The organism is Paenibacillus sp. 37 (assembly GCF_008386395.1).
Lineage (GTDB): Bacteria > Bacillota > Bacilli > Paenibacillales > Paenibacillaceae > Paenibacillus > Paenibacillus amylolyticus_B.
Genome location: NZ_CP043762.1, coordinates 280,456 through 294,965 on the forward strand (window position 1 = coordinate 280,456; position 14,510 = coordinate 294,965).

11 protein-coding genes are annotated in these 14,510 nt (G+C 36.1%); all 11 read left to right on the forward strand.

The window, feature by feature from the left end:
• Positions 1-93 precede the first annotated feature (93 nt).
• Positions 94-1,131 (forward strand): hypothetical protein, encoded by a 1,038-nt coding sequence (locus F0220_RS31250; protein ID WP_149847067.1) that lies wholly within the window; start codon positions 94-96, stop codon positions 1,129-1,131.
• A gap of 976 nt (positions 1,132-2,107) precedes the next feature.
• Complete coding sequence (locus tag F0220_RS31255) at positions 2,108-2,455, forward strand: DUF4257 domain-containing protein (RefSeq protein ID WP_188310565.1); 348 nt, start codon at positions 2,108-2,110, stop codon at positions 2,453-2,455.
• A 434-nt stretch (positions 2,456-2,889) separates the two neighbouring features.
• Positions 2,890-3,201: a hypothetical protein gene (locus F0220_RS31260; RefSeq protein ID WP_100526647.1), complete on the forward strand. Its 312-nt coding sequence runs from the start codon at positions 2,890-2,892 to the stop codon at positions 3,199-3,201.
• 814 nt (positions 3,202-4,015) lie between these two features.
• On the forward strand, positions 4,016-5,440 hold the full coding sequence (locus F0220_RS31265) for a hypothetical protein (protein ID WP_223200063.1): 1,425 nt from the start codon (positions 4,016-4,018) through the stop codon (positions 5,438-5,440).
• Positions 5,441-6,173: 733 nt separating this feature from the next.
• Entirely contained in the window at positions 6,174-7,451 is a 1,278-nt protein-coding gene (locus F0220_RS31270) for a hypothetical protein (RefSeq protein ID WP_223200029.1), read from the forward strand.
• A gap of 1,118 nt (positions 7,452-8,569) precedes the next feature.
• Positions 8,570-8,716, forward strand: coding sequence for a helix-turn-helix domain-containing protein (locus F0220_RS33505; RefSeq protein WP_411157713.1), 147 nt, complete (start codon positions 8,570-8,572; stop codon positions 8,714-8,716).
• Between the two features lie 5 nt (positions 8,717-8,721).
• On the forward strand, positions 8,722-9,291 hold the full coding sequence (locus F0220_RS31280) for an NYN domain-containing protein (protein WP_149847069.1): 570 nt from the start codon (positions 8,722-8,724) through the stop codon (positions 9,289-9,291).
• A gap of 228 nt (positions 9,292-9,519) precedes the next feature.
• Entirely contained in the window at positions 9,520-11,142 is a 1,623-nt protein-coding gene (locus F0220_RS31285) for a stalk domain-containing protein (protein ID WP_188310566.1), read from the forward strand.
• 292 nt (positions 11,143-11,434) lie between these two features.
• Positions 11,435-11,818 (forward strand): hypothetical protein, encoded by a 384-nt coding sequence (locus F0220_RS31290; RefSeq protein WP_149847071.1) that lies wholly within the window; start codon positions 11,435-11,437, stop codon positions 11,816-11,818.
• An 18-nt stretch (positions 11,819-11,836) separates the two neighbouring features.
• Positions 11,837-12,967 carry a GGDEF domain-containing protein gene (locus tag F0220_RS31295; protein ID WP_149847072.1) on the forward strand — a complete coding sequence of 377 codons (1,131 nt, stop codon included), beginning with the start codon at positions 11,837-11,839 and terminating at the stop codon, positions 12,965-12,967.
• Positions 12,968-13,224: 257 nt separating this feature from the next.
• A complete protein-coding gene (locus tag F0220_RS31300; RefSeq protein WP_223200030.1) occupies positions 13,225-14,457 on the forward strand; it encodes an MrcB family domain-containing protein in 1,233 nt (410 codons plus the stop codon).
• The last annotated feature ends 53 nt before the right edge of the window (positions 14,458-14,510 follow it).

Below are 14,510 nucleotides of genomic sequence, written 5' to 3' on the forward strand. Positions count from 1 at the left end.
TGAAGTTAATCAAATACACAATTAAACGGAAGCACCGTCATCTTAAGGATACCCTTATGGATTGGCGGTGTTTTTTTATTGTAGGAGGCATTTATGAATAAAAGCATTCAAAAACCTTTAGTCATGGGAAATTACTACTATGGAGATGGAGAAATGGCTTGGGCATGGTGGCAATATAATCAAGCTGAACTAGCAATTATAGGCGATAAAACACTCTCACCACGTAGGCAGCTTGTTTCCCATATCACGAATGAAATTAGCAAGCGAGATCCTCAGGCAGTTTTTATGATTTCAACAGAGGCTCCTCAGCTTGGCGAGGCATGTACAATTGAGTCTATTCCATGGGTGGAAGGCTATCCCGATCCACCTGAATTCTTCGAGGATCGAAGTGTATTTATTGAAACCAGACACTTTTTTTCGAACTCTTATTTCAACCTGTTGGCAAAGATACTAGATGTCCCACGAAGCCAACTATTGCCACCCATTAGTTTTAAACCGCATATTGAGGGACCACTACAAGGTTACAAGAGAGCTATTGAGTCTCTTAGCGATGATGTGATCTATAAAGAATTGCTTATGGATCACCAGTTAAAGATCGGAAAGATCCCTTGGGTTCAATTGAAGGATCACGGAAAAAGATATTACATTGAAGCTACGGGGAGTGTTTATGAACAGGCACTATCCTTTCTAACTGCTGCTTGGTCTTTCTGGAGCATGACCTGTCAAATGGATGATCCTCAACAAATGTTACTAGTCGTTGAGTTACCAAAAGAATTACTTCGTCATGATGTAGATCCAGTAATTGAAAAGATAGTCATAGAAACTTTGAAAATTTTGAAATATGTTTCGATCGTCACCACAACTTCTATTATTCTCTCATCAGAAATGTTGTATCCTGCACCTGAATTGAAGCTACGCTTCAAGTTGTTTTTTCAGACAGAGGACTCTGATATCGATCTTAATCACGAGAGCGTAAAGAATGTAATTGATCCTGAGTTACTTCAAGAATGGAAGAATGGAAATCCTAACGTGGGTTTATGGATGGATGACGTCACCAGTAATCCCGATGACACTAGAGTCGTTGTAAAAGTAGGAGATCAGAGACCATTTTTCTGGGATGATTATGAATAACCTTGAACAGGTTATTCCTGACCTCTATTCTAGTTTTTGACCTTCATTACGTGATGGGATAGAGCTTAAATGTAGCAATTCATCCTTAAGGTGTTATTGTTATACAATAACGGAAGAGTACAATGAATTTCTTAATCTTTTTGATTACTTTGCCTCCACAGGACTGTATGCAAAAGTCACTCTGCAGTTAACCACATGTTGCTGGGGGAGTCTCACTTTTAAGCCTTTTGTCAAACAGAATAATTGATACAAAATCTATGTGTTGACCATTTCGTGTGCAAAGGTTGAACAAGTGTACACTCACTTAGAGAACAAGATCTATGCTCTCATACAAATCAACTCTTGTGCTGATGCTCATTCACTGGAGATTCATGTATATGTCATTGGCCTGTGAATGGGAGTCCATTGAACCTATACTAATTAGGGAATCTGATGAAAACGAGTAAGAACACCTTAGTATAGCAATTAAGTCGTCAATATTGGCGGCTTTTTTGCAGTTGAGTATTTATAAAAGATTTTTAGACGGTTAGTATAAGTATGAAATATTAGGATCTGTCTAAAGAATACTAGATCACGACCTATAATCAAGTAACCCTTACTAAATTTTTCTATTATTTTATTGCTAATGAAGATACTAACCAGATTAAAAGTTGTTGACAATCATAGCAGTTGGGACAAGGTCTAAAGTTTAATAACACGTTATTTTTATGTAGAAATTATTTATCATATGAAGTATAATAGAGGTATATCATTTACTTATATCTTAAAAACTTTCGGAAGGTCAGGCGACTATCCGCATTCTAAAGATCTATTGGATCTATTGACTCGAGTTTTTTACTTGTGTCTTAATTTTAGAATCGGTTGTTGTTCTGGCCTTTTTTGTTGAGACTTTTAAATGTATCCCACCAGGATGAGTGTAAATCACACTACATTTTGGTGGTTTTTTTATTTATCCAATTATAAAGGAGAGATTCTGATGGAATTATTAATTGCTTTTCTCGTCGGAGGTATGACGAATCTGGCTGTTGCGTCTAAAATGGAAGGTGGTACTTTACTACCCTACGTTAAAAAGGTGGGTAAAAAACGTTTTTTTGTTCCTGGCCTGCTAGTTGATTTTTTCATCGGTGGAGCAGCAGCACTTGCAGCATTCTCCTTCTTTGAACCAGCTGGTTATGCTAAAATTGTCGGTACCTCTGTGCTTGCAGGGTTTAACGGTTTAACGTATTTGGCAAAAAATGCTCTAAGCAAAGCAACAGATACTGACTTAAAAGCCATTGATGAGGAATACCAAAAACTTGTTGGTGGCAAAGATGAGAAGAAGTGAATGGTTTCTTTATGGCGTGTGTGCATTAAGGTACATACGCCCAATACGTCTCACCAATAACTTTTCCGAGGTGTGCATATAATGAATGAAACTAAATCAATTACGAGAGAAATAGATGAACTTAAAGAATTAATATACAGAACATACTATCTATATATAAATTCTACGAATATAGTCATTAAGGCTGAATGTGAAGAACGATTGCAAAAATTGTTTATACATAAAAGTGAACTTGAGCATTTAGTTATGGCAGTACACTATATTGCACGAAAAAAAAAAAAGACATCGAGTCAGAAACCATGCGTCTATCGAGCATTACTGAAGGTAGGACCGTTTACTAATTAAGAAGAAGCCTAAGCAAATTTGCTTAGGCTTTTTTTGTTTTTGTGGGAGAAATTAGTCTGTGATATGATATTAATATAGGAGGGATTCACATGGAAAATAGCTCATCTGTTAACAAACTAATTGAAACAAAAACACTAATGGCAAAGATACTTCGACTATATTATCTAACGGATAGTATTGTTGAAAAAGAAGAATTGCAATTGAAGTATACTGAGTTGGAAACACAATATCAGCAATATAACGAAGAGTCGTTGTCTGAAATAGAGAAGGCTCAGCTAGAACGATTAAATCACTATACTGAACTCTATGAAGAGTACCAAACAACAAGTAGTATTGTTCGGAAGGCTGAGATTGAAGAAGTTTTCAAGAATATTGAGGCTAATGATGAGGTTAATAAGTAACGTTGCTTTGGAGACATCCAATACCCTAGTAGATGCAACTATTCTAAGAATGAAGTAGATTGTTTTGTTAGGAGTGTTCACTACTCATAAAACAAAACCAGGTTAAGGTATTTGAGTTTGATATACGATTCACACACCATAATGCAATACCATTTGAAGTCGCACTAAAGAGGATTTACATGCGGTTACATAGCAAAATTTGTAGGAGGGGCGACCAATTTGTTGGTCGCCTCTTATTTCTAAACTCTCAGTTATCTGGACTAAAGGCAATAAAACGTGCAAGACATATATGAAGTGTCCAATATATTCTCTTCCTATAGCCATGTCAGTATGATTTATTTGTTCTCCTAAAAAGAGTTTCTATATGGGTTAATTCATCTAAGATTATATATTATTAGTAAAATAAAAAATTGAAAGTGATTGTACAAATATAGGTGGAGCAATCAATTAGAAATAAGACGTTATACCGTTTTCCTTTACTTTTTGATTAGTACTTCCATAACTCCAATCTCTTCTCGCAACTACAATAGAAGGTGTCTTTCAGCTTTGGTTCCCTTAGGATTTATATTGATTTTTTATGGATCGATATGATGAAAATTAGTGACAGTTACAGCGGTAAGTTCAAAGAAACTACTTTTCAGAAAGGACCCAAAGTGTGAATAGCTATTATATTCAAACATTGAGTGTCTGTGAGGCTCTTTGACTACATCGAATCGTATTTTGGAACCAAAAACTGGGAACTATATTGATTTTTATTCCAATATATAATCCAAGAGTTTCTATGTTATGATAGTGCTGGAGGTGAGTAGCTTTGATGGAAGAGCATATACCGCAATATTTTATCAATCAAGTTGTTGATGAGTTAGGCCTTAGATGTGAAGAGCTCTATAATAAACTTAATGAAGGAAACATCAGGGATTTCCTGCATGACATCATTTCTTCTGAGCTCACACCTGCCAACATACATGAGGTAAGAAGGAATACATTTAAAGAACTTCAAAAAACAAAGAAACGATGGCTCAAGTCTCTTCAAGAGCTTTCAAATATATCTAAAGTAAAAAACAAGCGTGTTGAAGTCGTCAAGGAACTTGACCTTGCCAATGAACTCATTGAGATGTATGGCATGGAGCAATTCATAAAAATTTATGAAGTTAATACGCTAGAGGAGTTAAATGCAAAACGAGTCCAAGAAGTCAAAACATGGGCAAATGACAAAACGTCAAGACTCATTGATTACCTATATATTAAAGACAAGACGCCTTTACAAATAAAAAAGGCAATTAAATCAGATACGATTGTAATCATCGCAGACATACTTATAAAAAATTTCGACGGGAACATCAACAAAATTATCATTGATCAACCTCTGGTATATACGGATCATGCCGCTGTAAATCCAGGATGGTCACGTATGAAATTAACCAAGAAAAGTGTAATCATAGATAACAAGTTACATTATATCAGTGAATATCAACCTGATGAGAATTATTCATTACTGACACTTGTGAATCAAGAAATCATTAATGAAGACCAAATTTTACGTGCCATCGATGAAACAGATTCAAAATTGTTTAGAGCTGTACTCTCTATGCGAGATCGTAAACTATTTTTCGAAGAGCGCAAAATATACGTAACGATCGGGGATTTAGTGAGAAGAACTCATGGTTCTGATAATAAAAGTAACTATCTTTCCGTAAAGAGCCGTTTGACTAAACTCGCTAACGTTAAATTTAATGTTATCTCGGATAATGAAACACTCGTATTTGGTATTTTCGATCGATTGCATATTACTGAATTCGGTGACGGGGAAATGGCAGAGATCACTATCGCAGAGGATATTCACCAAAATTACATGATGGGCCAGGTCGTTCGTGCGTACAGTGATAAGTTAATTCATTTCGAAAATCGGATGTCGGAGCATTTAATCTTCCCTTTGCAGAAGGAAAGATTTCTTTGTTACTTACGCCAGCAAGGATATACTGCTGAATTCGATTACACATACTTTATCCACAAAATACAATTTCGCAGTAAAAGGAAAGATATCAATCTCTCATTTATTGAAGAGTGTTTAAATGACTTTGTTAACCATGGAGTCACCGTTGAGTCATATGTACGAAAGAAAGATGTTTTTCACATTACTTTTCTCCCGGTCAAACCTTACGAAGCTGAGGATTTGCTAGGGAATCAACAAATCAATCATTTTATGAATGAGCCAGAGCAACTGACCTTACCCTTCTAATATTCACTCAATAGAGTTAGATAACTAACTCTATTTTTATTTCCCCCAAATCTCCGCTCAAAACTTGGGGGAATTTTTTAAAATGGTACAAAAATTACTCCAAATCTCCGCTCGATCCTAAAAAAATCCCCATATCTCCGCTGGAAAAAGGTTTCTTACCTAAATCTCCGCTCAATATAAGCGAAGTTCGCATTTCTATCTTTATTTTAAAGACAGTTGGGGGAAAAAAACTAGTTTTTGAAGTGTAAAACAGTGAATAATTCCCCAAATCTCCGCTTAACTTGGATAATTCAATATATAAATCGCTAATGGTGTTAAATAGTTAGATAAACTTCTCCAAATTTCCGCTGTATAGATGAGAAAATAATTTTTTTTATCTATTATTCCCAAAAAACACTGTTTGAGTAGGGGTTCAGAAATAATTCTCCAAATCTCCGCTCTATTGATAGACCTTATACTTCAAGGGATATTCCATAAATCCCCCAAATCTCCGCTCAACTTACCTCTATTTACCATCAATTTTTTCGGTGCTATAATTGCTTAAAGCTTAGAAGATCTATTAATACATAAACGAATTGCTCGAAATTAACTGTCGAAATAAAAATCAGCATAAAAAAAGAACCCAACCACAAAGTTCTACTAAATGGCTAAGTTTGGCGACCTGGCATTTAGATAGAATTCGAGAAATCGGGTCTTGGTCTTGCTTCTTAAATGGATATGCCTCAATTATAGCATGTCTTTTTCAGAAAAAAAAGCCAAAACCTCTTATTTCCCATACCATTTTTCGGTTGGATTTAAGGAGCGGCACACTATGAAACACCATCCTGATCTATTTGATGCACGGACACTCCACAATGATACTCGTTTGTTATTCAAACTTAAATTGCTGCTCGGTACAATTTGTGCATATGGTGGGGAAGTTCCGCTTCCCATAACAGCACTTGCAAAACGTATGGGCACCTCCACATACCGTATCCGAATCCTTCTTAATAAGTTAGAGTTTGAGGGCATTGTTCACTACAATGATTCTGGAAACCTGTTCTTTAATCGATACGTCTTTGTTCGAGATCAAGCAGAGCCTTCCCAAGAAAACCTCTATGCGAAGAACTTTGCATTTTTCAATTGCGATGAGTTCCTATCTGAAGATCGCAATGTTCAACGGTTTGTTCTCCATTATGTCGGTAAAGAATTGATCTACATCCCCGGAAACTTTCGCTGGGGTTATATTAATGATCTTTATGGTCCAACTGGGCTTCTTAATATTCGAACGCCTAAGGAAGCGAAAAACATTCTTATCCAAGCTTCCAAGTATCTGAAAATTAAAATACATACAGAAAACTATCAAGTACTCCATGTTCATCAAAAATGGATCGATATGGGGGAAGTCTATTCTGAGGGTGCTGAGCTGTGGGTCTTTAAACAGCTTAAAAAGCATCGTTTTTGTTGTGACTTTCTATCACGCAAAGCAGTGTGGCAGATCGCAAAAGTTATGGAAGACTACTATGCTAAATTTGGCTATGAATATGCCACTGAGATCTTTGACACAGCTCTGTTTAATATTCAGCTAAATAAGATGCGCTCTCAAACCTTCTTCAATATGATATACCGAGAAGACTCTGAGTATATTGTTAATGATGATAAGAATGAATTAGATGAGATCAGTGCCTACTTTCGGTCTGTGATGGAATCAGCCGAGCTGAAGTATGCAGTACAGCTATCCATGGACCTTGAAGTAGTACACCAGAAGAAACACATGGCAGAAACTCAGCTTTTTGTTAATGATGCACTCTCAGAGTTGAATCAAGATCTGATTGTCACAGCAGAGGAACAACAACGCGAGATTTGGGATAAGCTTCGTCTGCTACATAACTGCTGGCTTAGTCGCTTTAGACAAAACCCTGAATGGTTCGCTCAACGTTATTATCAGATAAAAACCTTACCCGCACCTATTCTAGAGATAAAACTTGAGATCGAAAAATTCATCTCAAAACAAAAAAATAATGTAGTTTAATTGGTCTAATTTGAAACCAAAGTTAGGCTTCTTTAAGTTGTTTTGAATCCTAATTCATCTAAATTTTAATGCAGTGACTTCTACAAATCGTAGAGTGACTGCTATTTGTCATGAGATAAAATGAATAATACTTACAATCATTAAGGAGTTTTCTTTCGAGAGAGTAATCAATCCTAAATATTTCATCTAATTAAATACTAACTGTATAAAATACCTGTGGATAACGTGTTTATCATCTTTGATAAAGTGATACTCGTTGTTGATTATGAATTCTTCAAATGGTATATCGTTTATTAGAGTAGGGATTACTTTAGGCTAAACGTTGATAAGTTTTGTTGGTTCGTGGACATAGCTTACAGCAGAGTGTATTCAGCTTTTAGTCTATTCTTTCGAAAATGAAGCTTATGTTAGAAGCCTTATATATCAAGGGTTTCATTCGTTTTTTTTGGCCTATAAAAAGGTATTAACTAAAGGTTTTAATCTATGGTGTTAAATAAATGCATTAAGATAAGGTATTAATTGATGGTGTTTTGAAATGGTTTTAATATGTTTTAAAATAACTCCATCACCTAAAAGATATGAAACTAACTTCCAGATCAGAACATAAACTTAAAACATCAATATCTTGACCCCTAAATACAAGTAACATATATGTAGCTTTCAATTTAAATTCAGGCAAGCTAGTAAGCCCCTCATTGAGAAAGGCACTTATATACCTATCTTGCTCAGACAAGGAGCAGGAAATACACTGGAGAGCTTTTTATCGATACTTCCAGTTATTCATTTGTTAATTGATCCTTATATTATCCAAACGGCTATGATATACTTACGGTAATCAAATATTAAATAAGTGGAAGCACCGCTACGTCGATTGAAGACGTCTAGCGGTGCTTTTTTGTGTGAACTGTACTTTATGCGGGCGCAACTCAACGATTAGATGAAGGAGCAAGAGTTTGAGGTGGTTAGGTTTCTAACCCAACAAATTATCCAGCTAAACAAATGAACCAGAGGTGAATGTTATGAACGTACAGAAAATTAAACCAATCACAACAATTGCAGCAGACCTTAAACTTAAAAGGCTATCAAAAAGGTACTCTCAGCAACAGTTAGCCTTAAAAATGGGCGTAGATAAAACCACAATTTCAGCCTGGGAACGAGATGTGCGATTTCCAAAAGAAGAGCATTTACTTCAGATATCGGAGTGTCTAGGTTTGCCACTCATGGATCTTCTTAGAATCTCTAAGAATAGAAAGTCCGTAGGTTGAAGATCATGAGACCAGTAGGGATACGTCTCAAAAGTGCAATTCTCATTGATGAAAGCAATGCTATTTATCAGTTACTTGAATTAGGTATCAAAGGCATACGTTCGTGGCGAAAATTCTATGAAGTAGTTGAAGAATATTTGAAAGCTAACTACGGTTTGAAGATGTCAACGGATTTTAATTTCTATGGAGCTTTACCACCTAAGCATGCGGATGAGATTAGATATAATAAAAGGCATAAGTTCTTGCAAGCGCTAGAACATGATGGGATTAATGTGTATCGCGGTACATGTGATATCCAGAAGGATATCTATATTGAAAAAGGGGTTGATGTATTGATCTGTTTGGATCTTTATCAATTCTCTGTATATAAGTACGATTATGTTGTTGTTTTTTCTGGAGATGCAGATTTCGTACCTGCTATTAAACGAGCGAAGAAAAATGGAACACTAGTACTTGCCATATTAGGCCATAATAAAGCAGCATTTCATCTTAGAAATATGGTAGATGTAACAATTGATCTGGAATCTATTATAGAAAAATTAGATCAGACAACACTGATTCAAAAATTGAGTTAATTGAATCTTCGGAGACGATCTCATCGATTTATTGGATAATAAGTATTTGTGATGATATAGAATCATACCATGAGAGATACGCTGTGCACGGTTATTATACAACTGATATATGCTTGATCAGCTTACATTATTTTGTATATAATAAGCGTAATCAAATATATGAAGCGACGAAGAACGCGCAAACTCCTAGGAGTTGTGCGTTCTTTTTTTTGCTTAGGAGGAAAAAAGATGTTCAAAAAACTAATGATTAGTTCTATCGTTGCGATAACTTCGTTATCCTCACCATTACAAATGAGCGCCGCAGCTGTGGAGAAGGAAATATCAGTGTATGTAGATGGAGAAAAACTACATTTTGATGTTTATCCAAAAATGATAAATGGAAATACATTAGTTCCCATGAGGACGATATTTGAGAGGTTAGGTGCAGCTATTGAATGGAACAAAGATAATCACTCCATTGAAGCTACAAAGGGAGAACGAAGCGTATATCTGGTCATTGGGAAGAAAGAGGCCACAGTGAATGGGGAATCATTAAAACTGCGTCAAGCCCCCGTCATGATTGATAATGTTACCTATGTGCCCCTTCGTTTTATTAGTGAGAGTATGGGTACCACGGTCGGGTGGTTGAGTAAAAATCAAACCGTGACCATCAACTCTACTCCACTGGAAAAGATTAAGGTCACACGTGTAAAAGATGGTGATACTTTTGTCGGGCAATATACAGATGGGACAAGTGCCGGCAAGCAAGCTGTGTTTCGTTTAATTGGTGTTGATACCCCAGAGGTCCTAAATGGGCCTATCCAATTTTATGGCCCAGAAGCTTCAAAATACACTAAAGATCAACTGATAGGTAAAACAGTTTATGTATCTCGGGACCAGACAGATGATCCCTATGGTAGAGTACTTGCTTATGTATACCTAGAAGAGGGCATATTCTTCAATGCAGCTCTCGTCTCCAACGGATTTGCTCGGTCTATGGCGATTGCACCTAATACACGCTGGGAAGGTCTATTTGAACAACTAGAATCTAAGGCTAAAGAAGAACATAAAGGGATGTGGGTTCAAACTGAAGCTTCTAATTTATCCATTGATCCCTTGAAAAATTACGTTAAAAGCAAGAGCAAAGAATTAGGGATTCTCCAAGGAGAGTTTCATCCAGAGCAGCTAATCACCAAAGAGCAACTGTTAAAGAGCCTCCTGATTGTTCTCTTCCCTGAAATTAAAGCCGTGCTTCTGGCAAAGTCATTCTATGAATTAAGTCAGGATGAGCAGTTTAAAGAGATTCTCCAATATTCAATACATGTAGGATTAGTATTAAAGGATGAAGTAGTCAATCCGGATGAGCCAGTAACAACTGTAGATGCAGCATCCATACTAAAACGTGTAATGCATGTAGACAGTATGGAGCAGGGTAAAACACTAAGTGATTTTGGCATTTACGCGCTTCGTTCCAATCCAAATGAAAAGCTCACATATATGGATGCTATACTACTGATGGAAAAAACGAATAATGCATACCAACCTATCAAAGATTATCTATTCCATCTAAAAGAAGCTGCAAAGGAATCGGAAGTGATTGACCAATTGTCCTCAACTCTATCAAATAGAGCAATGGCTGAGAAGATCTCATCTTTTGCAAATCGAATGTCTCTACGCAATTTTTCGGATGTGGATGGGTTAACAAATCTGAAAACAGATGCTACAGATGTTCTTAAAGAGATAACCAAAGATATCAAAAGTAACTGGAAGGATATATTGAACCTTGCCAAAATAAAAAATGCTATTGAAAATGCTAACGATAGTTTGGATAAAGCCGATATGGCTCTGCGAAAAGCACTTGATGTGAATTGATTGAACTCTACTGTAATTGTCCAGTGTGCTTTAGTTAATATGGCTTATAATAGGATGTAATTATTTGAAAAAAGAATCATGTACCCTGCTGACAACATAGAAATTTAACCAGATACCAAATCATTAGTGCATAAATGGCGACCTCTTTCACTAAGAATAAACAGAGAATGATTGAGCAACAAGAGAGGTTGTTGTATAATGAGAACAATTAAATATGCTAACGCGAAGCACGCGAACGTCCTTAGGGATAGTTCGCGTTTTTTTATTTCTTTAACAATATGGGAGGTGAACTATGAGAAAGCACAACAAAGTATTATTGCTTTTATCTGTGATACTGCTTTTGTTCGTCTTTAATCTTCAATTTGTAATACCTGCTTTTTATGTCGTATGTGGGTTTGTCCTTTATGTCATCCTCTTCTGCTGGGCCAAAGCAAAAGGCCTAGATGCTCAGCATGATGCTTGGGATCCGATCTTAAATACGCCAAAGGGAATGTTGTATTTTATTTTAAGTGGAAGCATTCTATGGGCACCCGTTTTTATTCCATTTGTAATAGCACAGAGACAGAAATGGAGATCAAGCAAAGAAGGCAAAAACGAATGGTTATATATGTGGGTTCAATATTTCAAAAACCCAACGAAATTACATCGTGACTGGTTTGATAATTTCTATCAATAAAAAGGATGTGCAAGACTTATGAGTATTTTTGATTTTTTTGTTGGTATTCAAGGGAGCTTCATTGCATCACTTCTGCTTTTTCCAATATTAATATTGTCTTGGGTTTTATCGAGGCAATTACTTGAAAAGCGGAAAAGAAAATCATATATGTTCTTATCTAAAATCACGCTAGGTTATCTTGCGTTCAATGGGATAATACTGATCTTCAGTTTAGTTGCCACCACTGTAGGAATAGAATCACATGCAATCTCTTCTTTCTTTAACATCATAGTAAAAAGTACGTTCATTATATTTCTTTATGGCTTCTACCGGATACATAACAAAGAAAACTTTAAACTTCAACTCATTTTTATAGTTCCAACCATTGTCGTGATTCTCACGGGTTTGTTTGCTCCTATACTCGGACATATCATAGCCATTTTATCGATCGTAACGATGATGATTTTATATGGGGATAAGTTAGGAAGAGGTAAATCCATTTATATGGCTTCTGGATTATTTCTAGCTTCTCTACTGCTCTCCATAGCTATAAGTATCGTGCCTTCGTTGCATGGATCTTTTTACATGCTCAATATTATTTTTGAAGTCAGTTCGTTCACTTTTTTATTGGTAAACCTGATTGAGCATTCATTGATCATCATGCAAAGCTCGTACGTTTCCGCAATTACAGATTCACTCACTGGGCTATTTAATAGAAGGTATTTTACTAAGTATATCAATGGCTGTGTGGATCGGAGTATTCCAGTGAATGTTATATTCTGTGATATCGATAACTTTAAAAGATTGAATGATACCAAAGGACATAAAGTAGGGGATGAAGTACTTAAGCAAGTGGCTACTATTTTTAAGGAAGAGGTTCAGGGCATAGGTGTGGCTGGACGATATGGTGGAGAGGAGATGGTTTTACTTATTCAAAGTCTCGACGTTGATATGGAAGAGATCACGGAACGAATGAGATCCCGTATCGAAAAGGAAACAATCACTACAGCTAGCATCGGCTATCGAATGTATGACCCAAGTGTACCAGCCGACCTTTTAATCAAACAGGCAGATGAAGCTATGTATGAGGCAAAAGCAGCAGGCAAGAATCGGGTAATGTCCTATAGATTAAAAGCAGCAAATATATTGGACGTAGCTGCCAACGAATAGGGCAATAGAGTTTATATTAAACCCTTCATAAATAAGATCTAATAAGAGATTTCCCTTGAATTTTTTTAAACTCTTGGGCAATCTCTTTTCGTTTTAACTCAAAAGTTTAATTGTAATACATGGGGGTTAGTAGATTTGAATTCATTGAAATAGCTTGTAAAGAGTTTTCAATATCGAGCAAATTTCTATCTATTCATTTAGGAAAGCACATGTTTCAATTTTATGGAACAACCTGGTATGATAATAATCATAACAACGTGACTGAGGTGATTCATGTGTCAGAGCTTATTGAAAATCGATTAGAAACAGAAAACACTAACGAAAGAACAGGTGAGCTACACATTAGAGAGGCGATACAATACATACTCGATCATTACCAGGAAGCAAGATTGTCATTGTTTGAGAACCATAAGATGGGTGACCACGTACGCAGTATATTTAAAGATATCATTATTAATGAAGCAAATTTAAATCAAGACCATCTCTATATCAAGGGCTCCGTTGGAAACGGACGATGGGCCGAAATACCGTGGATTTCAATTTTTAATAGAGATATTACCACAACAGCTACAAAAGGTTATTACATTGTTTATTTGTTTAAAGCAGATATGAGCGGTGTGTATATTTCCTTAAACCAAGGCTGGACATATTTTAAGGAAAAGTATCAGACCAAACTGGGACGGAAAAAAATCCGGACGACTGCAAATATAATTCAAAAGAAGTTGAACTTTACTCCAGATCATATGACTGCAGAAGCCATTACGTTAAGAGGACAAGGATGGCTAGCAGAGGGCTATGAAAAGGGTCATATTTTTGGACGTTTTTATAGTGCCAACAACTTACCTAGTTCAAAGGAACTTATTAGCGACCTTAAAGAATTACTGATTACATATAAAGAGATCGCATATATGATCGGTGAAAGAACGCTAGACCAATTTAATGATTACCTATTGTTAAGTGATGATGGCCAATTTTTAGAAGAAGAGCAGCAACAAGAAGAAGACTTTCAAAATAGAGTGCAATCGATACTTGATGAAAAGGTAAAGAAAGCCGAAAAGAATAGTATGGAGGATATAGAGACGGAGGATACTCCACTTCCAAAACCAGAACCTGTTATTGATCAGACCCAAAAAGAACGCTGGCCAAGAGATGCTCAAGTTGCCGCTAAGGCGCTTCGTTTATCTAAATTCAAGTGTGCCTTCGATGAAACACATGTTTCGTTTACTTCGAAAGTTACAGGAGAAAGATATCTGGAAGTTCATCATCTTGTACCCATGAAATATCAAAGGAATTTTAATGTTAGTTTGGATCGAGCATCCCAACTTCTAGCATTATGTCCAACGTGTCATCGTCAGATCCATCATGGAACAGACGAAGATAAAGAGAACATATTAAGAAAACTATTTGACGATCGACATGAGAAATTAAAGGCTATTGGTATTGAGATAAATTTAGATGAACTATGTCAGATGTATGGTATCGAGAAGTAGGCAAAGAAGAGAGATATATACTACTGATTATAGAAGCACCGAGTTGAATGTCT